Source organism: Listeria fleischmannii subsp. fleischmannii LU2006-1, assembly GCF_000344175.1.
In the GTDB taxonomy this organism is placed as follows: domain Bacteria; phylum Bacillota; class Bacilli; order Lactobacillales; family Listeriaceae; genus Listeria; species Listeria fleischmannii.
The window spans coordinates 1-24,625 of record NZ_ALWW01000028.1 but is presented as its reverse complement, the minus strand read 5'-3'; the positions used below and the strand labels follow the sequence as shown (position 1 = coordinate 24,625).

General features: G+C 38.2%; 22 protein-coding genes and 3 pseudogenes. 18 read left to right on the top strand and 7 right to left on the bottom strand.

Annotated features, from left to right (window positions below):
- Positions 1-4: 4 nt before the first annotated feature.
- The 4 genes from rpoD (at position 5) to LFLEISCH_RS09270 (ending at position 3,510) form a co-directional block, all read left to right on the top strand.
- Entirely contained in the window at positions 5-1,120 is a 1,116-nt protein-coding gene (gene rpoD / locus LFLEISCH_RS09285) for an RNA polymerase sigma factor RpoD (protein WP_007475763.1), read from the top strand.
- A gap of 66 nt (positions 1,121-1,186) precedes the next feature.
- Entirely contained in the window at positions 1,187-1,888 is a 702-nt protein-coding gene (locus LFLEISCH_RS09280; RefSeq protein WP_007475761.1) for a tRNA (adenine(22)-N(1))-methyltransferase, read from the top strand.
- Complete coding sequence (locus LFLEISCH_RS09275; RefSeq protein ID WP_007475759.1) at positions 1,885-3,006, top strand: Nif3-like dinuclear metal center hexameric protein; 1,122 nt, start codon at positions 1,885-1,887, stop codon at positions 3,004-3,006. The genes LFLEISCH_RS09280 and LFLEISCH_RS09275 overlap by 4 nt, the downstream gene beginning before the upstream one ends.
- Before the next feature lie 9 nt (positions 3,007-3,015).
- The gene (locus tag LFLEISCH_RS09270; protein WP_223196428.1) at positions 3,016-3,510 is read left to right on the top strand and encodes a P-loop NTPase family protein; all 495 of its coding nucleotides are present in this window, start codon (positions 3,016-3,018) and stop codon (positions 3,508-3,510) included.
- A gap of 236 nt (positions 3,511-3,746) precedes the next feature.
- Here LFLEISCH_RS09270 and LFLEISCH_RS09265 read toward each other — a convergent pair whose 3' ends face one another.
- Positions 3,747-4,742 carry a 4-hydroxy-3-methylbut-2-enyl diphosphate reductase gene (locus tag LFLEISCH_RS09265; RefSeq protein ID WP_007475756.1) on the bottom strand — a complete coding sequence of 332 codons (996 nt, stop codon included), beginning with the start codon at positions 4,740-4,742 and terminating at the stop codon, positions 3,747-3,749.
- A gap of 159 nt (positions 4,743-4,901) precedes the next feature.
- Here LFLEISCH_RS09265 and LFLEISCH_RS09260 point away from each other — a divergent pair, with 159 nt between their 5' ends.
- From LFLEISCH_RS09260 to LFLEISCH_RS09250, 3 genes are read left to right on the top strand one after another with little or no spacing between them, the layout of a single operon-like run.
- Positions 4,902-6,218 carry a DEAD/DEAH box helicase gene (locus LFLEISCH_RS09260; protein WP_007475754.1) on the top strand — a complete coding sequence of 439 codons (1,317 nt, stop codon included), beginning with the start codon at positions 4,902-4,904 and terminating at the stop codon, positions 6,216-6,218.
- Entirely contained in the window at positions 6,215-7,114 is a 900-nt protein-coding gene (locus LFLEISCH_RS09255; protein WP_007475752.1) for a deoxyribonuclease IV, read from the top strand. Before LFLEISCH_RS09260 ends, LFLEISCH_RS09255 begins: the two co-directional genes overlap by 4 nt.
- Positions 7,115-7,128: 14 nt before the next feature.
- Positions 7,129-8,055: a manganese-dependent inorganic pyrophosphatase gene (locus tag LFLEISCH_RS09250; protein ID WP_007475750.1), complete on the top strand. Its 927-nt coding sequence runs from the start codon at positions 7,129-7,131 to the stop codon at positions 8,053-8,055.
- Between the two features lie 52 nt (positions 8,056-8,107).
- Here LFLEISCH_RS09250 and LFLEISCH_RS09245 read toward each other — a convergent pair whose 3' ends face one another.
- The gene (locus LFLEISCH_RS09245) at positions 8,108-8,809 is read right to left on the bottom strand and encodes a tryptophan-rich sensory protein (RefSeq protein ID WP_007475748.1); all 702 of its coding nucleotides are present in this window, start codon (positions 8,807-8,809) and stop codon (positions 8,108-8,110) included.
- Between the two features lie 142 nt (positions 8,810-8,951).
- On the opposite strand from LFLEISCH_RS09245, the gene LFLEISCH_RS09240 reads away from it, so the two are divergent.
- From LFLEISCH_RS09240 to LFLEISCH_RS09225, 4 genes and pseudogenes are all read left to right on the top strand, one after another.
- Positions 8,952-9,725, top strand: coding sequence for a metal ABC transporter ATP-binding protein (locus LFLEISCH_RS09240; protein ID WP_007475746.1), 774 nt, complete (start codon positions 8,952-8,954; stop codon positions 9,723-9,725).
- Positions 9,700-10,578, top strand: coding sequence for a metal ABC transporter permease (locus tag LFLEISCH_RS09235; protein WP_007475744.1), 879 nt, complete (start codon positions 9,700-9,702; stop codon positions 10,576-10,578). The genes LFLEISCH_RS09240 and LFLEISCH_RS09235 overlap by 26 nt, the downstream gene beginning before the upstream one ends.
- Complete coding sequence (locus LFLEISCH_RS09230; protein WP_007475743.1) at positions 10,559-10,990, top strand: Fur family transcriptional regulator; 432 nt, start codon at positions 10,559-10,561, stop codon at positions 10,988-10,990. The genes LFLEISCH_RS09235 and LFLEISCH_RS09230 overlap by 20 nt, the downstream gene beginning before the upstream one ends.
- A gap of 151 nt (positions 10,991-11,141) precedes the next feature.
- A pseudogene (locus tag LFLEISCH_RS09225) lies at positions 11,142-12,021 on the top strand (peptidylprolyl isomerase).
- Between the two features lie 43 nt (positions 12,022-12,064).
- Here LFLEISCH_RS09225 and LFLEISCH_RS09220 read toward each other — a convergent pair.
- From LFLEISCH_RS09220 to LFLEISCH_RS09200, 5 genes are all read right to left on the bottom strand, one after another.
- A complete protein-coding gene (locus LFLEISCH_RS09220) occupies positions 12,065-12,643 on the bottom strand; it encodes a 3'-5' exonuclease (RefSeq protein WP_007475740.1) in 579 nt (192 codons plus the stop codon).
- 14 nt (positions 12,644-12,657) lie between these two features.
- A complete protein-coding gene (locus LFLEISCH_RS09215) occupies positions 12,658-12,984 on the bottom strand; it encodes an AzlD domain-containing protein (RefSeq protein WP_007475739.1) in 327 nt (108 codons plus the stop codon).
- The gene (locus LFLEISCH_RS09210) at positions 12,957-13,676 is read right to left on the bottom strand and encodes an AzlC family ABC transporter permease (protein ID WP_007475738.1); all 720 of its coding nucleotides are present in this window, start codon (positions 13,674-13,676) and stop codon (positions 12,957-12,959) included. The genes LFLEISCH_RS09215 and LFLEISCH_RS09210 overlap by 28 nt, the downstream gene beginning before the upstream one ends.
- 111 nt (positions 13,677-13,787) lie before the next feature.
- Entirely contained in the window at positions 13,788-14,897 is a 1,110-nt protein-coding gene (ispG, locus tag LFLEISCH_RS09205) for a flavodoxin-dependent (E)-4-hydroxy-3-methylbut-2-enyl-diphosphate synthase (RefSeq protein WP_007475735.1), read from the bottom strand.
- A 161-nt stretch (positions 14,898-15,058) separates the two neighbouring features.
- Positions 15,059-15,877, bottom strand: a complete 819-nt coding sequence (locus LFLEISCH_RS09200; protein ID WP_007475734.1) for a DUF1189 domain-containing protein — start codon at positions 15,875-15,877, stop codon at positions 15,059-15,061.
- Between the two features lie 294 nt (positions 15,878-16,171).
- Between LFLEISCH_RS09200 and LFLEISCH_RS09195 the strand changes: the two genes are divergently transcribed.
- The 7 genes and pseudogenes from LFLEISCH_RS09195 (at position 16,172) to LFLEISCH_RS15925 (ending at position 24,538) form a co-directional block, all read left to right on the top strand.
- Entirely contained in the window at positions 16,172-16,780 is a 609-nt protein-coding gene (locus LFLEISCH_RS09195) for a superoxide dismutase (protein WP_007475732.1), read from the top strand.
- Positions 16,781-16,945: 165 nt separating this feature from the next.
- A pseudogene (locus tag LFLEISCH_RS09190) lies at positions 16,946-19,112 on the top strand (peptidoglycan D,D-transpeptidase FtsI family protein).
- A gap of 150 nt (positions 19,113-19,262) precedes the next feature.
- On the top strand, positions 19,263-20,303 hold the full coding sequence (locus LFLEISCH_RS09185; protein ID WP_007475730.1) for an aspartate-semialdehyde dehydrogenase: 1,041 nt from the start codon (positions 19,263-19,265) through the stop codon (positions 20,301-20,303).
- Between the two features lie 11 nt (positions 20,304-20,314).
- Positions 20,315-21,526, top strand: a complete 1,212-nt coding sequence (dapG, locus tag LFLEISCH_RS09180; RefSeq protein WP_007475729.1) for an aspartate kinase — start codon at positions 20,315-20,317, stop codon at positions 21,524-21,526.
- A 28-nt stretch (positions 21,527-21,554) separates the two neighbouring features.
- A pseudogene (gene dapA, locus LFLEISCH_RS09175) lies at positions 21,555-22,438 on the top strand (4-hydroxy-tetrahydrodipicolinate synthase).
- A 14-nt stretch (positions 22,439-22,452) separates the two neighbouring features.
- A complete protein-coding gene (locus tag LFLEISCH_RS09170; protein WP_007475724.1) occupies positions 22,453-24,120 on the top strand; it encodes a ribonuclease J in 1,668 nt (555 codons plus the stop codon).
- A gap of 199 nt (positions 24,121-24,319) precedes the next feature.
- Positions 24,320-24,538 carry a hypothetical protein gene (locus LFLEISCH_RS15925; RefSeq protein WP_241432896.1) on the top strand — a complete coding sequence of 73 codons (219 nt, stop codon included), beginning with the start codon at positions 24,320-24,322 and terminating at the stop codon, positions 24,536-24,538.
- The last annotated feature ends 87 nt before the right edge of the window (positions 24,539-24,625 follow it).

Genomic DNA, 24,625 nt, shown 5'->3' with positions numbered 1-24,625 from the left:
CAGTATGAGTGAAAAAGCGCAAGAATTAAAACAAGAAACAATTGAACAAGCCAAAGAAGGTCTTGTTGAAGAAGGTAAGAAGACAGGTATTTTAACTTACAGCCAAGTAGCTACTAGATTAGCTCCCTTCACATTAGAATCCGAACAAATGGATGAATACCTAGAGCAACTAGGGGAATCTGGAATCGAAGTAGTGGACGATGATGAAGATGCGGATCCAGATGAAACGGAACTCGTAAAAGAAGAAACTGAAGAGTTCGATCTTACGGATATGAGCGTTCCTCCTGGCGTTAAAATTAACGACCCTGTTCGTATGTATTTAAAAGAAATAGGTCGAGTGGACTTATTATCTGCGGATGAAGAAATCGCTCTTGCTAAACGTATTGAAGCGGGTGATATAGAAGCAAAAGGCCGGCTTGCAGAAGCCAATTTGCGACTAGTTGTTAGTATTGCAAAACGTTATGTTGGGCGTGGCATGCTTTTCCTTGATTTGATTCAAGAAGGAAACATGGGCTTAATGAAAGCCGTTGAAAAGTTTGACTTTAACAAAGGATTTAAGTTCAGTACGTATGCCACTTGGTGGATTAGACAAGCTATTACCCGTGCTATCGCTGACCAGGCGCGTACGATTCGTATTCCCGTGCATATGGTGGAAACCATCAATAAATTAATTCGCGTACAACGTTCGTTACTTCAAGATTTAGGACGTGATCCATCTCCAGAAGAAATTGGAGAAGAAATGGATTTACCAACTGAAAAAGTTCGTGAAATTTTAAAAATTGCCCAAGAACCTGTCTCTCTTGAAACACCTATCGGGGAAGAAGATGATTCGCACTTAGGTGATTTCATCGAAGACCAAGAAGCAACGTCACCGTCTGATCACGCCGCTTATGAACTCTTAAAAGAACAGTTAGAAGACGTTTTAGACACGTTAACTGATCGTGAGGAAAATGTACTGCGTCTTCGTTTTGGATTAGACGATGGTCGCACACGCACATTAGAAGAAGTTGGCCGAGTGTTTGGGGTTACTCGTGAACGTATCCGCCAAATCGAGGCAAAAGCACTTCGTAAACTGCGTCACCCAAGTAGAAGTAAACAATTAAAAGACTTTTTAGAATAAAAGTAAGAGGTTTGGACTGGGCTTGCTACGCCTAGTTCCGACCTCCTTTTTATAGGGAGTGTCAAAATGAACGAGCAAAAATTATCCAAGCGCCTCACATGTGTGGCAAATTACATACCAAAAGGAAGCCGCATTGCCGATATTGGCAGTGACCACGCTTATTTACCGTGTTTTGCAGTCTTAAATGGTCAAGCTAGCTTTGCAGTAGCGGGAGAAGTCGCCAGCGGACCATTTGAATCCGCTAAAGAGCAAGTAAAACATTCCCAATTAACCGCTCAAATTGATGTGCGATTTGGAGATGGCCTTTCTGTTATAGAAGCAGAAGATGCTATTGATACAATTGTCATTGCTGGAATGGGTGGCATGCTTATTCGAGCTATTTTAGAAGCGAATCCTGAAAAACTTGAAACAGTCGAACGACTTATTTTACAACCTAATATAGGAGCTTGGCAAATTCGTGACTGGGCGATGGGGCATCATTTTAAACTAGTTTCCGAAACGATTTTAAGGGAAGATAATAAAATCTATGAAATTCTTGTTTTAGAAAAAACAAGCGAAAGAATTGCCTATAATGAAAAAGAGCGTCTACTAGGTCCTTTTCTTTTACTTGAAAAAAATGAAGTCTTTCAAGCAAAATGGCTACATGAAAAAGAAAACTGGGCTCGCATTGTAAATGGCATTCAACACGGGCAAGAAACAGAGCAAAATACCGAAAAAATCACAGAACTTACGGAAAAAATACGTTTAGTAGAGGAAGTGCTGAGATGAAAGTAGCAAATGGATACGAATTTGTAGCTATGCTTGAAGAGATTGCGCCTAAAAAACTAGCGATGGAAAATGATCCTATAGGTCTTCAAATTGGAGATTTATCAAAGAAAGTACGCAAAGTCATGTTTACGTTAGATGTTTTAGAAGAAGTAGTAGAAGAAGCGGTTCGTAAAAATGTCGATATGATTATCGCCCATCATCCTTTTTTATTTCGTCCACTTAAAAAAATTGATATGACAACTACGGAAGGCCGAATGATTCGCAAACTAATTAAACATGATATTATCGTTTATGCCGCGCACACAAATTTAGATATTGCTGATGGCGGTGTTAACGATATTTTAGCAAAACTTCTCGCGCTTCAAAATACAACATGGATTGTCCCCACGCACACAGAAAATTATATGAAAATAGCAGTTTACGTCCCGGAAGATAGCGTAGAACACGTAAGACTCGCACTCATGCAAAATGGGGCCGGCAAATTGGGGGCAGAATACGAGGAATGCAGCTTCCGAACATATGGAACGGGAGAATTTAAACCAAGTAAAAAAGCGAACCCAACCATTGGGGAAAAAGGGGAGTTAACCTCTGTCGGCGAAGTCAAATTAGAGGCGATAGTCCCTCATAGTGTAGCTGATAAAGTGTTAAAAGCTGTGCGAATTGCCCATCCGTATGAGGAGCCGGCGATTGATTTAATCCATCTTCAAAATTTAAAAGAACAAAAGGGACTTGGCCGGATTGGCACCCTTAAAAAAGAAAAAAGCATCGAAGCATTCATCGAGGATTTAAAAGGCGCGCTTGCGATTGATCACGTACGTTTCATTGGAGACCCGTCTAAAATAGTAAAAAAAGTGGCGATTATTGGCGGGGATGGGAATAAATTTATTCATGATGTGAAGCGAAGCGGCGCTGATGTTTATGTAACGGGTGATATTTACTATCATACGGGTCACGATTTACTCGCGATAGATTTACCAACCATAGACGCTGGTCACAATATTGAAAAAGTCATGAAAAGTTATTTGAAAAATGTATTTGAGGAGCGGGCGGAAAATTTAAAATATGAAGCTGAATTTATTGTTTCAGAAGTCCATACTGATCCGTTTACTTTTTTATAGGTAAATCCTTTGAAAACGAGATTAATTATATTACGGGGTAACTCAGGCAGTGGGAAAACAAATTTGGCGCATGATTTAAATACTACTTTGCCTGGTGTGAAGCTACTGATTTCACAAGATGTCGTCAGGCGAGAAATGCTATTTGTTAAGGATGAGCAGGATAACCTTGCAATTGATTTGATTTATGAAATGGCTTGTTATGGTAAAAATCGAGTGGATTATGTCATTTTAGAAGGCATTCTCGTAAATAAAATTTATGCGCGTATGCTAAAAGGCCTCATTCAATTTTTCCAAGGAAATGTCACGGTTTGCTATTTTGATCTTACATTTGAGGAAACAATGAGAAGACATGAAACAAAAAAGGCCTCCCTTGAATTCGGGGAGGCAGAACTAAGGCGTTGGTTTAAAAAAGGGGATTTTCTTGGAACCCCAAACGAACTGACTTTTACAAATGAAATGACGAGGGAAATGATGTTAAAAATCATTGAAGAACAAATCAAATAAAGAGATTGGGGAAACTCCCCAATCTCTTTCAGACTGCTGACAAACGGCAATCTTCGTCGTTCGGACCTTCCGTTCCGGTGCTCACGTACTCAAGTACGCTCCGCTCCGGTACTCGGCCCTGCCTAGAATCTTACCATTTGTCAGCAGTCTGATTTTGTTGAGAAGTGTTTTGTTTTGCGTAAACTTTGAGTTTTGCTACAAGTTAAAAGCGATTGGGGAAACTCCCCAATCACTTTTTAACGTCCGCCATTTTTTAAATGTTCGAGTCTAGCTCGGCGTTTTTCTTCCATGTTTTTCTTTTTAGCACGAGGCAAAATAGCTTCTGCGCTTATTTGATGATGTTTTTCCCATGTGTCAGGGTTTTCTGGGTCATATTGATCTAAAAAAACTAAAACTTCACGAATAATATGCGTTGGCGTGCTTGCGCCAGCTGTTAAAGCGACTTTTTTAGCATTTTTAATCCACTCTAAATCAAGTTCGCGAATATCCGCTATGCGATGTGCTGGAACGCCAGCTTTTTCAATGGATACTTGAGCCAATCGATTAGTATTATTACTTCTAGGGTCACCGACAACGATTGTGACATCTGCACCAACAGCCTGTTCAGCAACGGCCTCTTGGCGCGTTTGAGTAGCCATACAAATCTCCTTATGATTTTCAGCTTGCGGATAACGGAGCTTAATATAATCCATTAAATCAAGAACATCCCACTGACTCATGGTAGTTTGATTGGTCACAAAAATCTTTTCAGAGGAGATATTTAATGCATCCACATCGGCCTCTGTTTCGACTAAGTGGACAATATCGGGGGCTGTCCCGTATGCGCCTTCTGGTTCAGGATGTCCTTTTTTGCCAATATAGATGACATGATACCCTTCTTCTTTTTTCTCTAAAATGAGGTCATAGGTGCGCATAACATCCGGACAAGTGGCATCAATCGTCACAAGTCCTTTTTCTTTTGCGATTTCTTTCACACGAGGAGAAGTGCCGTGAGCGGTAAAAATAACCGTTCCTGAGTCAATTTTTTCGAGGATTGCTTCACGATTTTCTCCGTCTACTGTAAAAATCCCAACTTCTTCAAAAGCGTCTGTCACATGTTTATTATGAACAATCATACCTAAAATATGAATAGGTCTTGGTAAATTTGGATCAAGTGCGGCATTTTTAGCGATAACCATCGCATCAACAACGCCGTAGCAATAACCACGAGGGCTGATTTTGATAATTTCCATTCCTCTGTTTCCTCCTAAATTGAAGCAAGTTCTCATTCTATTATAACGAAGAATCTTTTTTTTTTGCTAGAATGGCTTTTTCTATATTTTTTTTGTCGCGGTCATGCGCTGTAGATGGTATAATGGCACAAGGAACTGAAACGGAGTGAAATGATGAATATGAAAAAAACAAGGTTTGAACAATTTGGTTTTCAACCTTTTATCAACGTTGCGATTGAAAAATTAGGTTTTTATGAGCCAACTGAAGTACAACAAAAGCTAATTCCAGGCGTTATGCGCGGGGAAAGTATTATTGGGCAATCACAAACAGGAACGGGAAAAACACATACTTTTTTACTGCCTATTATTGAAAAATTAAATCCCGAGAAAGCAACTGTTCAGGCTGTTATCACAGCGCCAAGTCGTGAATTAGCTACGCAAATTTATAATGAAGTTAAAAAAATTACGAAATATAGCGAAAATGAAATTAGCACACAGCTTATCATTGGTGGTACGGATAAAAAACGCGCCATTGAAAAGTTGAAAAAACAGCCACAAATTGTAGTAGGAACGCCTGGACGTATCCATGATATGATTCGTGAAAATGCTTTACAAGTTTATACAGCAAGTGTATTAGTGATTGATGAAGCCGACATGACACTGGATATGGGCTTTTTAAATGATGTCGACCAAATTGCTGGGAAAATGCCTCCAGAGCTGCAGATGCTTGTATTTTCCGCTACCATACCACAAAAATTAAAGCCTTTTTTAAAAAAATATATGGAAAATCCGCGTTATGAACATATTACGCCAAACGTAGTTGCATCAAAATCGGTCACACATGAATTAATTGCGGCAAAAAGTAAAAATAAATTGGATTTATTAAAAGACTGTCTTGTTACGTTTCAACCGTTTCTCGCTATTGTCTTTACCAATACGAAGCAAACTGCAGATGAGGTGCATGCGGGCCTTGTTAGTCGCGGTTTAAAAGTGGCTAAGATTCACGGGGATGTTAATCCACGTGAACGTAAACGCACAATGAAAGCTATTGAAAATATGGATTACCAGTATATTGTGGCAACGGACTTAGCTGCAAGAGGAATTGATATTCAGGGAATTAGCCATGTCATTAATTATGAACTTCCAGATGACAATGACTTTTACATTCACCGCACCGGACGAACAGGTCGTGCTGGTCATTCGGGTATTGCGCTTACGATTTTTGAACCGTCTGATGAGGATCGCTTAAACCAGTTAGAAAAACTAGGGATTATTTTTAAGCATGTGGAACTTAAGAAGGGTGAGTTTGTTGAAATTCAAGATCGAAACAAACGCGCTAAACGGGAAGCTAAGCGAGAAGCAGCAGATCCACGTGAAATCGGCATGCGTAAAAAAGCGAAACAAAAACGTAAGCCTGGTTATAAAAAGAAAATTAATTATAAAATGGCGGAAATAAAACGCCGTGAAAATCGTAAAAAGAATCGAGGGAAAAAATGAGCAATTTAAAAATTGGTTCACACGTTTCGATGAATGGTAAAAAAATGTTGCTAGGAGCAAGTGAAGAAGCCGCATCTTATAATGCCAACACCTTTATGATTTATACTGGGGCGCCGCAAAATACTAGACGTAAACCGATTGAAGAATTAAATATCGAAGCTGGACTTACCCATATGGCGGAACATCATATGCAAGATATTGTGGTTCATGCTCCGTATATCATCAATATTGGAAATGCCGTAAAACCTGAAACGTTTGAACTTGGCGTGAGTTTCTTACGTCAAGAAATCGAACGGACAGCAGCTCTTTCTGCTAAACAGATTGTGCTTCATCCGGGGGCACACGTCGGCGAAGGTGCTGAAGTGGGTATTAAGCAAATTATTAAAGGGTTAAATGAGGCCATCGATCCAAAAGTTGATGTTCAAATCGCGCTTGAAACAATGGCTGGAAAAGGGACGGAAATCGGTCGTTCTTTTGATGAAATTGCACAAATTATAGACGGAGTCACACATAATGAACGTTTATCGGTCACTTTTGATACTTGTCATACGCATGATGCGGGTTATGATATTGTGAATGATTTTGATGGGGTATTAAATGAATTTGATAAAATTATTGGTGTAGATCGTCTAAAAGTGCTTCACATTAATGACAGCAAAAATGTTTGTGGGGCACATAAAGACCGTCACGCGAATATTGGTTTTGGACATATTGGTTTTGACGCGCTAAACTATATCGTACATCACCCCAATTTAATGTCTGTTCCTAAAATTCTAGAAACACCTTATGTAGGAGAAGATAAAAATAATAAAAAGCCACCTTACCGATTTGAAATCGAAATGCTTCGAAATCAGAAGTTTGATCCAGATTTAATCGAAAAAATTATGGCTGATTGATAGGAGAGAAAAAGATGGAAAAAATGTTAGTTTTTGGACATAAAAATCCTGATACTGATACAATTTGTTCGGCGATAGCTCTAAGTGAACTAAAAAAAGCAGAAGGTCTTGATGTGGAAGCTGTAAGATTAGGTGAATTAAATTCTGAAACGGAATTTGTTTTAAAAAGTGCGGGAATTGATGCACCGCGTTTAGTCCAAACGGTTTCAAATGAAGTGAATACTGTGTGCCTAGTGGACCATAATGAGGCGCAACAAAGTGCAGATGACATAAGTGATGTAACAATACATACGGTTATCGATCATCATCGTATCGCTAATTTTGAGACAGCTGATCCGCTCTATTACCGAGCAGAACCAGTTGGCTGTACAGCTACCATTCTTTTAAAACTTTTTGCTGAAAAAAATGTAGAGATTTCAAAAGTCGTGGCGAAGCTCATGGTTTCAGCCATTATTTCGGATACCTTACTATTTAAATCCCCAACATCAACAGCAGAAGACCGTACTGCGGCAGAAAAATTAGCTAGTATTGCGGGCATTGACTTAGAAGCTTACGGCATGGAAATGCTTCGTGCGGGCGCCGATGTAAGTAAAAAATCAGTCGCCGAGCTTTTATTAGATGCGAAAGAATTCGATATGAACGGCCATAAGATTGAAATCGCCCAAATTAATGTAGTAGACGAAGAAGATGTCTTGACGCGTATGAATGAAGTAGAACCAGTCATTCAAAAAGCCATCGCGGATAAAGGCTTAGACTTATATTTATTCGTCATCACGAATATTTTAACAAACGATTCAGTCGGAGTAGCTATGGGAACTGAAACAAATGCGATTGAAGAAGCTTATAAAGTAAAACTAATAGATGGTAAAACAAAACTCGCAGGCGTTGTATCACGTAAAAAACAAGTTGTCCCTGTGTTAACCGAAATTTTTTCGAAGTAATTCATAAGAAAATCCCACTAGCAGTAGAAGTTTCTACCGCTAGTGGGATTTTTTATTTGTATTGTTTCAAACGGAACCAATTGAGTATAAAAATGAGAATCGCCATGATGAGCGCTGTATAGGCAACAAGTGATGCAAGTGAAAGATCACGAAGAAAAATGCCGACAAAGGCCCATACAAAAACTAATGGTAAAACAAAATCATTTTCTTTATAGCGAAAGACTAAAACGAAAGCACTCGCCAAAATAAGTAAAAGAATGCTTAAGAACGATTCAAAACTAGTCCAACCTAAAACACTTAAGTAATAACAAATATTGGCTATCGTCGCAACAAAAATCCATCCTAAATAAACGGAAATCGGGACACGCCATAAACGACGCTTGGATATTTGTTTTTGATAGGCATAAAACAGAAGTAATGAGAAAAGTAACAATAACATCACAATAATCGATAAGAAAATAAAACTAAAATGCCACATAAAAATCCACAATGCATTAAGTATACTACTGGCTATAAAAATAAAGGCAATTTGCTCCGTCACAAAAGAATGTTTAATCGTCATTCCAATGAGCCAAATCAGTAAAAGCACATAAATAAGGCCCCAAATCGAAAACACATATCCGGCAGGTGTAAATAAAGTTTGATACCGGTTGCTCACTTCACCCGTTGTGACCCCATTTAAAGGCAAGATATTGGCGAAAGCATTGACCGCAACCATCACAAAATACGCCAAGTACATCCAAATTAATTTCATTCATCATTCCCCCTAAAACTACATTTCCCTAAAAGAGACCAATATAATCTTTTTTCTTAATCAGATTCATTACGATTTACATTCCGACATAAATCCGCTATACTAGGAAAGTGCTTTAAAAGAAGCAAAAGGAGTTTTGCAAATGAAAGAAATTGTGGAAATATCAGGACTTTCTTTTCATTACGATCATGAGGAAATACTAGAAAATATCCATTTTTCGGTTGAAAAAGGAAGCTTTACAGGTATCATTGGGCCAAATGGCTCTGGCAAGTCAACGCTTTTAAAATTAATTTTAGGGCTTTTAAAAACCCAAAAAGGAACGATTTCTTTATTTGGAGAAAAACAAACCACATTTCGTGACTATGAAAAAATCGGTTTTGTTTCCCAAAAATCCAATGCATTTAATTCAGCATTTCCAGCAACCGTAAAGGAAGTTGTGGCAAGTGGTTTAACTAAGAAAAAAGGCCTTTTTAAAATGTTAAATAAAGCAGATAACGAAGCCATTTATGAGGCCTTAAAAACGGTTTCAATGACTGACTTTTTATATCGTAATATCGGAGAACTATCTGGTGGTCAACAACAACGCGTTTTTATTGCCCGGTCACTTGTTAGTCAACCTGAAATGCTTATTTTAGATGAGCCAACTGTCGGGGTCGATATTGAAAACGTCAAGGCGTTTTATGCGCTTCTCGGGAAACTCAATCAAACTAAGAAAATGACGCTTATTCTTGTGACACATGATATGCTTGCCATTAACAATTATGTCGACCATGTAATTAGTTTAAATAAACGGATTCTATTTGACGGGAGCGCGCGCGACTATCATCTTTATTTAGAGGAGCGTGAAGTAGAAGCGACAGTACGGGAGAGAGAAAGAGAGGGAACGCATTGTGATTGCCACACTGTTTCATTATGATTTTATCCGAAATACCTTTATCGTGGGGCTTGTGATTGGTATTGTAGCCCCGTTATTAGGTAGTTTTATTGTGGTTAGAAAACTGTCATTGATGGCCGATGCACTAAGTCATGTGACGTTAGCGGGTATTGCCGTTAGCCTTTTCTTAAGCAAAACCTACGTCCCGCTCGTAGCCTTAAATCCGCTTTATTTAGGATTTGGATTTGCAACAGCCGGTTCGCTTTTAATGGAAAAATTACGCTCTGTTTATAAGCATTTTGAGGAACTTGCAATCCCCATTATCATGTCAGCGGGAATGGGCTTTTCTGTTATTTTCATCTCCCTTGCCAATGGTTTTAACACTGATTTATTTAGCTATTTATTTGGGAGCGTCAGTGCTGTAAGTCGTAACGATATGTACACGATAGTGGCCATCGCTACCTTTGTTTTTATTATCATTTTACTTCTATATAAAGAACTATTTTTACTTTCTTTTGATGAAGAATATGCCAAGGTTTCAGGGATTCGAGCTAAAGCATTTGATATTATCTTTATGGTACTCGTTGCGCTTGTCATCGCAAGTTCAATGCGAATTGTCGGTATTTTACTTGTTTCATCGCTTATGACCTTACCAGTTGCTGCGGCTATTCGAATTGCAAAAGGATTTAAGCAAACCATTATCATTGCGATTATATTTGGAGAAATTTCAGTGATTGTTGGATTAGTTAGCGCCTACTATTTAGATTTAGCCCCAGGCGGTGCTATTGTGCTTCTCTCCGTTATTATTTTAATTTTAACCATGCTTTATCAAAAAATCCGCTTACGTGTTATCCTGTCGAAAAGAGGTGAGGAAAATGGCATTATCAGCGAATGAAGCGCTTTTAAAAATGAAAGATTCAGGTTATAAACATACAGACAAACGCCAATTTCTAATCGAGCTATTTGCCCGTAAAAATTGTTATTTAACTGCAAAAGATGTGCTTGAAAATATGAAAGATGATTTTCCGGGAGTGAGTTTCGATACGATTTATCGAAATCTTTCTCTTTTCGTCGAGCTTGGCATTTTTGAAGAGACAGAGCTTTCCGGTGAAAAAAACTTCCGCCTAGCATGCTCACATGATCATCATCACCATCATTTTATCTGTCTATGTTGTGGTAAGACAAAAGAAATTATGATGTGCCCAATGGACTTTTTAACAGAAGCCTTACCTGGCTATGAAATTGAAGGGCATAAGTTCGAAGTATACGGGAAGTGTCCAGATTGTTTGAAACAAGAAGCAAGCTAAATAGATAACGATTATTCTAAAAAGCGGTTTTACGAACTGCTTTGAGTTTTTTTCTTTCAGATTTGTTCATATTAAATTCACAAATATGACGTAATCCTTTCAAAACTATCGCTTATAATAATGAAGAATAGTGAAAGAGAGGAAGTATGAAATGAAATTAAAACAAACGATTATCGTACTAGCAGCAGCTACAACGCTTATTTTAGGTGGTTGTTCAAGTAGTGCGGTAGTAGAAACAGATGCTGGAAATGTAACACAAGATGAATTATATAAGGCAATGAAAACAAGTTACGGAGATGAAGTTGTACAAAAACTGACATTTGAAAAAGTACTAGCCGACAAATATTCCGTTTCAACTAAAGAGATAAACGCAGAATATAAAAAATACGAGGAACAGTACGGAGACAGTTTTAGCTCTACTTTAAAACAAAATAATTTAACAGAAAAAAGCTTTAAAGATAATATTAAATATAATCTGCTCGTTCAGAAGGCAACCAAAGCAAATATAAAAGTAACAGATAAAAAAATTGAAAGAATACTATAAAACGTGGGAGCCAAACATTACAGTAAGTCATATTTTAGTTGAAGATGAGGCAACTGCCAAAGAAGTGAAAGCAAAACTAGATAAAGGCGCGAAATTTGCAGACTTAGCGAAAGAATATTCAACAGATACAACAACTGCTGAAAATGGTGGTTTACTTGATGCGTTTGGACCAGGAGAAATGGACGAAGCGTTTGAAAAAGCTGCCTATGCGCTTAAAAAGAAAGGCGATATTAGTGCACCAGTTAAATCTTCTTACGGCTATCACATTATCCAGCTTGAAAATAAAACAGAAAAAACTTCTTTTGAAAAAGAATAAGAGTAAAGTGAAAAAAGCGTACATTGATTCTCAAATGACATCTGAAAACATGACAAAAGCTCTTAAAAAAAGAATATAAAGCAGCAGGCATCAAAATCAAAGATAGTGATTTAAAAAATGCAATTCGCAGATTACACAGGATCTTCCTCTAGTTCAAATAGCGCAGAATAAATAAAATAAACGCACGTTTTAGTTAGTTAAAACGTGCGTTTATTTATGCCTTCGAAAAACTGGTGCCATTCATTTGACCAAAGCGATATCCGGCAGAGTGAATAAGCGTTTCGACACTTGTGGTTTTAGTAAGTTCCGCTAATTTTAAAACAATCATAGCGGCTGCTTTGGAGTCATCAAGTGCATTGTGATGGTTAAAATAAATGTTGAAGTAATCCGCTACTTGATTTAAACGATGGCTTTTTAACGGGAGTATTTGTTTCGATAAAATACATGAGCAAAAATAAGGATTCGCTGGTACAGCAAGATGATATTTTTCCGCTGTCTTTCGAAAAACACTCATATCAAAACTTGCGAAATGGGCCGTTACGGGCATTGTTCCGATGAAATCGCATATATAGGGATAGAGTTCCTGAAATGTTGGGGCACTGGCAACATCGTCAGGATAAATGCCGTGGATTTCAATATTCCTGCGATAAAAGGGTTCTTCAGGGTTAATTAAAGAATAAAAGGTATCACGAAACTCGCCATTTTCTACTTTTACGATACCAATCGAGCAGGGGCTAGTTCGATTTCCATTTGCTGTCTCAAAATCAAGCATACAAAAATTGAGATTGTTCATCTATATGCCTCCTTTTAGAAGAAAAAACGTAGGGCGGCCATGGAGATAATTCCTATGACAACGACCCATAATAAATTTTTAGTTAAAATAGCCGTTAAAATGGTTGGTATAGCTGCTAAAAACGGTAGTGCGTTGATGGTTGGAAACGCATTTTCATGTTCGGTCAGTAAACTTTGAGCAAATAAAGCGGTTAAGATACATAATGGAACATAAGAAAGGTAGCACATAAAAATATCTGGCAACCTTAACTTTTTTATAAAAAGAAAAGGAAGAACCCGTGGAATGAATGTGACAAGCGCACAGCCGATGATTGCTACGAGCGTGTATGTACTGATTGCCATTTATCTGTCACAACTCCTATCAAACAACCGATTAGTGTAGCGGATAAAATAGCTAGCTCCGGTGTCATAAGCCGCATGCAGAAATAGACTAAAAGAGCAACTGTCCCCATGATAAGAAGAGCATTTGTTATTTTTTTACTTTTATCACTAATAAGTTGTAAATATAATAAACCAATAAACATCGCGGTAAGAGCAAAATCTAATCCAAACATTTCAGGGTTTGGCATCCAGTTTCCGATAATGGCACCAAATAAGCATGCGACTATCCAAGTAAGATAAGCTGTAACATTTAAACCGTGCATCCAACGGGCATTAATCGGTTTTTTATTGCTGACTTGATTCATTGCCACAGCAAAAGATTCATCTGTTAAAAGAGCACCGATTCCGATATTATTCAAAATAGAATCTTTTTTGAAGTAAGGTGCTGTGGCCGTGCTCATTAATAGATGACGTGAATTAATTAAAAATGTAGTGGTGACAATGGCTGAAATAGGACTATGGAGTAAAAGTAAGCCAGAAATAATAAATTGGGCGGCACCCGCATAAACAAGCGCAGAAAGCAATGTGATTTCTACGAAGCTTAAATGGGAGGCATTGCCAACAACTCCCGCCGCAATCCCAATTCCAACATAGCCAAGTACTGTTGGTAGACAGGCTTTTACGCCATCTAAAAAGCTTAATTCTTTTTCCATCAGGAGCCTCCTTTTTTATACACCATCATAGCATATTTCTCTTTTTTTAGAAATGCTTGTAATCTTTGAAAAGAAAAAAGAAAAAAGCCGATAATGACTTTTTCTTTTTTCTTATTTAGAAGCTGCTTCCTCAGCGGCTTTTTTCGCAAAATACTCTTCAGCGAGAATGTCAATTTCTTTTTTTAGTTCGTCTACCATAATTTCTTCAGGTACTTTTCGAACAATTTTACCGTGTCGGAATAAAAGTCCTTCTCCTCTGGCGCCGGCAATCCCAATATCTGCTTCGCGTGCTTCACCAGGTCCGTTTACAGCACAGCCAAGCACGGCTACCTTGATAGGCGCTTTTATTGTGGAGATATATTCTTCGACCTCATTTGCAATACTAATTAAATCAATTTCGATTCGTCCGCATGTTGGGCAAGAGATTAAAGTAGCGGCGTTAGAAGAGAGGCCAAAGGATTTAAGTAATTCACGAGCTACTTTCACTTCCTCTACTGGATCTGCGCTAAGTGAAACACGGAGCGTATTCCCAATACCTCGGCTCAAGATGGCACCAAGACCGGCTGCACTTTTAATCCCACCGGCAAATTGCGTACCTGATTCTGTAATACCAAGATGGAGCGGATACTTAAAGGCACGGCTTGCTTTATCATATGCTTCAATGGCTAAATTTACATCAGAAGCCTTTAAAGAGACAATGATATCATGGAAATCTAAATCTTCTAGAATCTTAATATGATGGAGTGCGCTCTCAACCATACCATCTGCAGTTGGGTATCCATATTTTTGAATAATTTTTTTCTCTAAACTGCCAGCATTTACACCAATACGAATGGGAATACCTTTTGCTTTTGCGGCATTCACAACTTTTTCAACACGTTCACGGCGCCCAATATTACCTGGGTTAATTCGAATTTTATCAACACCAGCGTCAATAGCCATAAGTGCTAAACGGTAATCAAAATGGATGTCCGCTACAAGTGGAATATGAATGCGTTTCTTTATTTCACTAAGTGCATTTGCAGCTCGTTCATCAGGACATGCTACTCGGACAATTTGACAGCCAGCTTCTTCTAATCGTAAAATTTCAGCAACAGTTGCTTCAACATCATGCGTTTTCGTTGTTGCCATACTCTGGATAAATAATTCATTACTGCCGCCAATAGTTAAATTTCCAACTTTTACGGGGCGGGTGTCCGTACGTAATGTTCTCTCGTTCAAGGATAATTCGCTCCTTTTATAATGTTCTCAAAATAATTTCATTAAGTATCATACCATTTTTTGGGGAGGAAAGCACGATTTCAAGTATTAGAATTTGGTAAGAAAAAAAGGAGCCCGTTCTGCTCCTTTTTTTCTTACGCCAATGGCTCTTTTGCTGAATCTTATTTTTCATCCTTCGTTTGAGCCGGAATAGACCGAATAGCAAGGAATAATACAATTAATGTGACAACCAAATTAATTTCCATCCCGTACGGTACAACAATTTGTAACCATTCCATAATCATGGTAAACATAGCGGCAAGCGTAACGGCATAAGTCGCCATCATCCAGTTTTCTTTGTAGGAAACACCACCACGACCAAATCCAGTTAAAATATAACCAAATAATCCAAATAACGCGACACGGAAAAAGGTGGAGCCCAGTGCAAATAAGAAAATAAGTAATAAAATAACAGGAATAAAAATCTTCGACATATCTGTAATAGATGCGTATAAGCTAAGTAAATCATCTTTATTTTCAATCCCAAGCGTTTTATAGCTAACAGATTGCGAAATACCTCCTGCAGTCACATAGATTTCTTTTGAAAGAAACGCAAAAGCCCCGTCAAAGGACCCGATTTTATTATCAACGTCATCTTCATCTAATGTACCACTTGCATCATAATAGACATGGAGATTTCCTTCATCAATTGAAATCGGTAAATTTTCCACCGAAGAATCATCCGAAGAATCATCCGAAGAATCATCAGTAACAAGCTTACCATCTTGAACTGTAAAATCAGGGATTTCATTTTTCAAAGTGCTCTCACCAACTTCAAGAGCATTATTCATTGTTGTAGTTGTAAAATATGCAAGTGGAAGAAACATCACAAAAGTAAGTACGATGATGTAAACAATACTTGAACCAACCTTATCTTTTCGGAATGTAGCAATATCTTGGGGAGAAAAAAGGCTCTTCCAAAAACGTTTAAAAATATTCATTTTTTTCGTAAGCACCTCACAGCTTGTTTTAAATTTTTCGAAGAGGGAAGAGAATAATTAAGCGCGTAACATCTCAACTTCTTTCGCTCTATTATCATAGCTTGATTTTGGCTTAAAATCAATTTCAAGCAGAAAAATTGCATGTACTTTTAGAAAGTGCTAGTCTAAAAGATGTAAGCGATAGGATAAAGTGGCAGGTGTCACATGCCTTTTAATGGGATTACTAAGTCCATAGACATAGTCTGATTTGTTTACGCACAATCAAAATTTTATTATTCAAGGAGGAATTTTAGAATGACATATGAATTACCAAAACTACCATATACTTATGATGCATTAGAGCCTAACTTTGATAAGGAAACAATGGAAATCCATTATTCTAAACATCACAATACTTATGTAACAAAATTAAATGATGCACTAAAAGGCCATGACGATTTAGCTAGTCTTCCTGTTGAAGAATTAGTGGCTAATTTGGATCGTGTCCCTGAAAATATTCGTACAGCTGTCCGTAACAATGGTGGTGGACATGCTAATCATACACTATTTTGGTCTATTTTAAGTCCAAGTGGCGGCGGGGAGCCTAGCGGCGAACTAAAATCCGCTATTGATGCGAAATTTGGAAGCTTTTCAGATTTTAAATCAAAATTTGCTGATGCAGCTGTTGCTCGTTTTGGCTCTGGTTGGGCGTGGCTTGTTGTGAAAAATGGTGAGCTTGAAATTATTAGTTTACCAAACCAAGACTCTCCGCTTAGCGATGGGTATACACCTGTTTTAGGTTTAGATGTCTGGGAACATGCCTACTACTTGAAATTCCAAAACCGTCGTCCTGAATATATTGACACATTCTGGAATGTTGTGAATTGGGATGAAGTATCAAAAAGATATGAGGCAGCGAAATAAGTAAAAAAAATAACAATAGGAGCCGCGACTAGTGAACTAGTCGCGGCTCTTTATGATTTCTTATACTATTTTTAATGAAATTCTAACTCAGTGAAGGTGGAAAATTTGTGTGTTTTCGGCTACAATGATAAAAGGTATTATCTTTTAAGAGAGGGTTTGTGATAGGTGAAACTGAATTTTAGAAAAAAGAAAGATAACTCAAAGAAAAAAAAGCGTGCCGTAATTCCACTCCGTCTCAATATTCTTTTCTTCGTCATTTTTATTTTATTCTCTGTACTCATTTTACGCCTTGGTATTGTACAAATTGTCCAAGGAGATACGTATAAACGACAACTTGAAGAAACTGAAAATGTTACAGTCTCAAAAAATGTCCCGCGTGGTGTCATTTATGATCGTAATTATAATTTACTTGTTGGTAATACAGCCGTAAAATCGATTACGTATACAAGAAGTCAAAAAACGAAACCAACTGAGACATTACAAGTTGCACAGAAATTAGATAAGATGATTAAGGTTGAACCTGAGAAATTAACTGAGCGTGATTTGAAAGATTACTGGATTTTAACTCATGAAGAAGAATCGCTTAATCGCTTGACAACAAAAGAACAGGCGTTAGATGCTTCTAAATCATATAAAATTCAAGTTGATAAAGTAACAAAAGATGATATAGCTAATCTGAGTGCCGATGACAAACGCATTGCGACTATCTATAAAAAAATGACAAGTGGTTATGCAATGACAGAAGCTGTTGTTAAAAGTAAAGATGTAACCGATGAAGAAATTGCTCGCGTAAGTGAAAACCTTGAGAGCTTACCAGGCGTTGATACAACAACAGACTGGAATCGTTTCTACACGTATGACGAAACGTTACGCTCAATTTTAGGATCTGTTTCTTCTGCTAAAGAAGGACTTCCAAAAGAAAAGGCCGAGTATTATTTATCACAAGGCTATAGCCGGAATGACCGCGTTGGGAAAAGCTATTTAGAAGCAGAGTACCAAAATGTATTAGCAGGTCAAAAATCACAATCAGAAAGTGTACTCGATAACCAAGGAAATATTATTGAAACCGTTCAGAAGAATGAAGGTTCGAAAGGAAAAGACCTCGTACTTTCTGTAGATGTAGAATTCCAAAAAGCAATAGAAGAAATTTTACGAAATAATATTAAAAAAAGGGAAATCAGCTGGTGGTTCTGACTTACTTGACAGAGCATTCGTTGTGGCAATGGACCCTTATAGCGGCGAAGTGCTAAGCCTTGCCGGACAAAAAATAAATGATAAAGGTGAATTTGAAGATTATTCGCTAGGAACATTTACAACCGCCTATAATATGGGATCTGCTGTAAAAGGTGCTACTGTTTTAGGCGGTATTATGAGCGATGCAATTACAAAAGATACCGTTTTTGTTGACCAACCAATCGTCTTTAAAGGAACAAAACCAAAAAGTTCATGGTTTAATAGAAACGGAGAACGCTCACTTGCATTAAATCCTGTAGGCGCACTGGAAATCTCGTCTAACTCTTATATGTACCAAGTTTCCATGAAAATGGGAGGCGCGAAATATGTGCGTAATGGTCCTCTTCGTGCACCACTTACAACATTTGATAAGATGCGTTATTATTACAATCAATTTGGCCTAGGCATTCGTACCGGTATAGATTTACCAGGCGAACAAGTAGGCTATAAAGGTCCAGACGACACAGCAGGTAAAATTCTTGACTTTGCGATCGGTCAATATGATTCCTATACACCACTTCAACTTGCACAGTATTCAGCTACGATTGCAAATGGTGGTTCACGAGTTCAACCAAGCATGGTCAAAGAAATTCGCAATCCAAGTACGTCGGGTGATACGGTCGGTACAGTGGCATCCAGTAACGAGCCTAAAGTGCTAAATCGGCTAGGTGTCACAGAAGCAGATATTAAAACCGTTCAAAATGGCTTTTATCAAGTAACACATGGTTCAAACGGAACGGCCAGAACAGTATTTAATTCTTCTGATTACGATGTTGCAGGTAAAACAGGAACCGCACAAGGCTTTTATGATGGTCCTAAAACGGGTTCTAAAATGGCGGATGTATGGAATACAACATTTGTAGGCTATGCCCCTGTTAAAAAACCTGAAATTGCCATTGCTGTTGTTGTCCCTTGGGAATATCGGGACGGGTATAGTGATAGTAAAATTAATATGAGTATCTCAAAAGAAGTGTTTGATAAATACTTTGAGCTCAAGAAAAAACGCGCGGAAGCGAAAAAAGAAACATCAAATGTGAATCAACCGATTAATAATTTGCAAGCAGCCAGACAAGCGCAATCGAAACAAACGGAAAAATAATTCTAGAGACCTCACCTGTCCAATTAGGCGAGGTCTTTTTTTATAAAAAAAGTGGAAAAGAACTGCGAAATGGTGCGAATTATGGTATGATGAAAAGAGTTTAAAGTCAAGAGACACTTTTAAGAAATCGAATTGAAGGAGGAATAATGAATGACAAAAAGCTATCATATTGCCGTTGTGGGTGCGACTGGCGCAGTAGGAACTCAAATGATTCAGTTATTAGAAGAGGCGGCAACATTTAAGATTAAGCAAGTATCCTTCTTATCTTCCGCTCGTTCTGCTGGACAGACTCTTTCTTTTAAAGGGGAAGAAATCACTATAAAAGAAGCTACACCTGAATCTTTTGAAGGTGTTGATATTGCATTGTTTAGCGCTGGTGGCTCCGTTTCCAAACAACTTGCTCAAGCAGCTGTCGACCGAGGTGCTATTGTTATTGATAATACAAGTGCGTTTCGAATGGATGAAAATGTTCCTCTTGTGGTGCCGGAAGTGAATAAATCTGCGCTAAAAAATCATCAAGGGATTATTGCTAATCCCAATTGTTCTACCATTCAAATGGTGGCAGCACTTGAACCTATTCGCAAAAAATGGGGATTAAAGCGTGTAATCGTTTCAACCTATCAAGCCGTATCAGGTTCTGGTGTCACCGCTATTCGGGAACTAGAAGAACAGTCACGAGCTATTTTAGACAAAGAATCTTTTACACCTGAAATTATGCCTGTAAAAGGGGATAAAAAACATTATCAAATCGCGTTCAATGCGCTGCCGCAAATTGACGTTTTCACCGAGAATGATTATACATACGAAGAGATGAAAATGGTGAATGAAACGAAAAAAATTATGGAAGATGCTTCGCTTCAAGTTGCAGCAACCTGCGTTCGAATTCCTGTCGTTTCAGGACACTCGGAGTCGGTTTATATTGAGGTGGAAAAAGAAGTTGATGTGGAACAAGTGAGGGCGACTTTAAAAGAAGCAGAGGGTGTCGTACTAGAGGATAATCCAGCTACACAAACTTATCCGCAAGCGGCTTCTGCTGTTGGGAAAAAGGAAGTTTTCGTTGGACGAATTCGGCGCGATTTAGATCATCCACTAGGCCTTCATATGTGGATTGTATCGGATAATTTACTTAAGGGAGCGGCTTGGAACTCCATTCAAATTGCAGAGAGCCTAATAGAATTAGAATTAATTTAGAGGTGCAAGTCATGAAAATTATAGTTCAAAAATTTGGCGGGACTTCCGTTCAAAATAAAGAGACCCGCGAAATGGCATTTCAACACATTAAACGCGCCGTTTCAGATGGCTACAAGGTGGTAGTCGTTGTCTCAGCAATTGGTCGTATCGGCGACCCTTATGCGACAGATACACTCCTTGAATTAATTGGCGCGAAGAAAACAAAATTATCGAACCGCGAACAAGATATGTTGCTCTCCGTTGGGGAAACTATTTCATGCGCCGTTTTTACAAATATGCTAAAAGAAGCTGGTGTTCAGGCAGAAGGTTTTTCGGGCGGACAAGCAGGTATTCATACGACCTCTGACTATTTAAATGCTAAAATTTTAGAAGTAAATACAGAGCGAATGATGCTTTCTTTAGAGCAACATGATGTGCTAGTTGTTGCTGGTTTCCAAGGAATTGATGAACAAAATGATGTGACAACGCTTGGACGAGGTGGCAGTGATACTTCGGCTGCTGCACTCGGAGTGGCTTTAAACGCACATTATGTTGATATTTTTACTGATGTAGACGGAATGATGACGGCTGATCCTCGTATTGTATCGAATGCAAGAAGCTTACGCCAAGTCAGCTATTCAGAAGTGTCCAATATGGCTTATCAAGGTGCAAAAGTGATACACCCTCGAGCTGTTGAAATCGCGATGACCGCAAAAATCCCCATGCGGATTCGCTCTACTTATTTGGACGGAGAAGGGACACTTGTTGCGGCCTCTTTAAATGATGCTGGACATTTTGATATTAAAGAAAGACTTGTCACAGGTATTGCACATGTGACAGATTTAGTGCAAGTTTCTGTTCAAACGGATGAACAGAAAACGCAAGAACTAGCTTTTCGAATCTTGGCAGATGCAGGTATTAGCCTTGACTTTATCAATATTTCAGCAGATCATATCGTCTTCACCATACCCGAAGAAAAGAAAGATATCGTTGAAAAACTTTTAAAAGCACAAGACTTTATGGTGATGTCAAAAATGGAGTGTGCGAAAGTTTCGATTGTTGGTGCAGGTATCACAGGAGTACCAGGTGTCACTGCGAAAATTGTTCGCGCGCTTGCAAAGAAAAACATTCAAATTTTGCAATCTGCTGATAGTCATACTACAATTTGGGTTCTAGTAAGTGAAGCCGATTTAATCGAAGCAGTTAATGCTTTGCATGATACATTTTGTCTTGATTTTGAATAATGGCCTAAATCGTTTAGGAGGAATAAAAATGAATTTTGGAAAAGTAATTACAGCAATGGTCACACCCATTCATCCAGAAAAAAACGTGGTTTGCCGTAAACGTATTCACGCTCTTGTGAATCACCTAATTGAAAATGGCTCGGATGCGCTTGTTGTTTCAGGTACGACAGGAGAGTCTCCAACGCTTAGCCATGATGAAAAAATTAAATTGTTTAAAGAAGTTGTAAAAGCGAATGATGGGCGAGCAAAACTCATTGCAGGTACGGGATCGAATAATACAGAAGAAACGATTCGTTTTACAAAAGAAGTCGCAGAACTTGGTGGCTATGATGCGGCATTAATTGTTGCGCCGTACTATAATAAGCCAAATCAAGATGGTCTTTATGCGCATTTTAAAACGATTGCTGAAGCATCTCCTTTACCTATAATGATTTACAATATTCCTGGGCGTTCCGTTGTGAATATTGAACCTGAAACAATCATTCAGCTATCTAAATTGGATAATATTGTTTCCGTGAAAGAATCAAGCGGAAATTTAGATAATATTTCTAAGATTATTGAAGAAACAGCGGATGATTTTTCCGTTTATAGTGGGGATGATAGTTTGACATTACCTATCTTATCTATTGGTGGATCTGGCGTTGTTTCAGTTCTTAGCCATGTGGCAGGACCTGATTTAAAAAACATGATTCAATCGTTTGAAAATGGGGAAGTTAAAAAGGCAGCCGAAATTCACCGGAAGTTGCTTCCGCTTATGACTGGGATTTTTGCCGTTCCAAATCCCGCCCCAACGAAGTTTTATTACGAGAAGAAGGGGTCGATGTTGGGCCTGTTCGATTACCGCTAGTTGATGTAAATAAGGAACAAGCAGAAAAATTACGAATGCTTTATAAAGAAATGAAAAAAAGCTAAAGGAGGTTTCCGCTTTGACGATAAAAAAAGCGAAACAGATTAAAATCATCCCTCTTGGCGGAGTGGCTGAAAGCGGAAAAAACATGTATGTCGTAGAAGTGGACGAAGAACTCTTCATACTAGATGCAGGGTTAATGTTCCCAGAAGACGAACTACTCGGAATCGATGTGGTTATTCCTGATTTCCGATATTTAGAAGAAAATAAGGAGCGTGTGAAGGCGATTTTTCTATCACACGGTCATGAAGATGCCATTGGCGCACTTCCCTATTTATTACAAAAAGTAAAAGCACCTGTTTACGGAACGGAACTCACGATTGAACTAGCTAAATCCTCTGTAAAAGAATATAAAAAGGTTCGCTTTAAAAACTTCCAAGTAATCGACGAGGATAGTGTTGTCCCATTTGGTAAAGCTAGTGTCCGCTTTTTCAAAACGACACATACGATTCCTGATTCAGTTGGAATTGTTGTAGATACAAGTGAGGGGGCCATTGTTTATACAGGTGATTTTAAAATCGATCAGTCTGCAAAAGATGGTTACGAAACAAGTTTAAGCGCTGTTGCGGATATTGGAGAATCTGGCGTCTTAGCGCTACTTTCTGATAGTTCAGAAGCGGAACATGCGGGCACAACTTCAAGTGATAGTGAGATTGAAGAAGAGGTTCGCCATGCATTTAGAACGGCGGAAGGACGTATTATTGTAGCCTGTGTGGCCTCAAACGTTATTCGCTTGCAACAAGTCCTTGATGCCTCAGCTGCGACAAAACGAAAAGTGGTTATCATAGGGAAAGAACTAGAGCGAGTAGTGGAAATCACAAGACGATTAGATAAATTAGTCGTGGATGATGATTTGATTATTCCTGCGAAAGAAATGAAAAAATATAAAGATCATGAAATTACTGTGATCGAAACAGGGAATTTAGGAGAGCCGATTCAATCGCTTCAACAAATGACAAAAGGCAATCATCCGCAGTTAAATATTAAAGCAGGTGACACGGTTTATATTACTACTACGCCAAGCCCTTCGCTTGAAACGATGATGGCTAAAACGATTGATATGCTTTACCGGGCAGGCGCTCGTGTTTTAACGATGAGTCGCAATTTATTCATTTCCGGTCACGGTAGCCAAGATGATTTAAAACTGTTGTTAAATTTACTTAAACCGACGTATTTTATTCCAGTTCATGGTGAATACCGTATGTTAATTAGTCACGCGAAATTAGCATATAGTGTTGGGATTCCTAAAACCAATGTTTTTGTAGCTGGAAAAGGAGATGTTGTAGAGTATAAGGCTGGTAAAATGACGATGGGAAATCGTGTTTATGCGGGCAATACTCTGATTGATGGTTTAGGTGTTGGTGACGTTGGAAACATTGTACTCCGCGATCGCAAACTACTTTCTGAAGATGGTATCTTTATTGTAGTGGTGACTTTAAACCGCAAATCAAAATCGATTATTTCAGGACCAGAAATTATTTCACGCGGTTTCATTTACGTACGCGAATCGGAGCATTTAATTGAAGAATCGGCCAAAGTTGTAAGCAAAATTGTGCTGGATAATTTACAAGAAAACGAATTTGAATGGGCGAAATTAAAACAAGACATCCGCGATAAATTAAATCGTTATTTATTTGAACAGACAAAACGTCGTCCGATGATTTTACCAATTATTATGGAAGTATAAAAAAAGCTACAAAACCATTTGGTTTTGTAGCTTTTTAAGTTACACATCTTTACTTCGATGTCTTATAAATGATATGATGAAGTCAATCTTTAATAAGAGAAGGAGACAGAATATGGTATTTTGGATTTTGGGTGGAGGGCTCTCCTTTATTCTATTCATTATCGGAGTGATTATCCTTTTTTTCCCAAAGAGGAGAAAAGTGGGTGCTATCATGGTTGGCAGTGGTATGGTATTAATGATTGCCTCCATTGTTGGGATTTTTATTGCCTTTAAAAGTTTAAATGATGTTTCAAATAGCGTTATCAACTATTCATCTGGAACAAACTCGAGTGAAAGTAGTCAAACAGAAAGTAAAGTATATGATGTGAATTTGAAGCAAACAGAAAATCAAATAGAGAGTAAAATAAACGAAAATTAAAGTAGAGAAAAAAAGAAAGTTTAATTCTACATTAGAACGGAAAAGATTTGCCTGGAAGTGTGACCGTATCGCTTGAAATTAAAAATA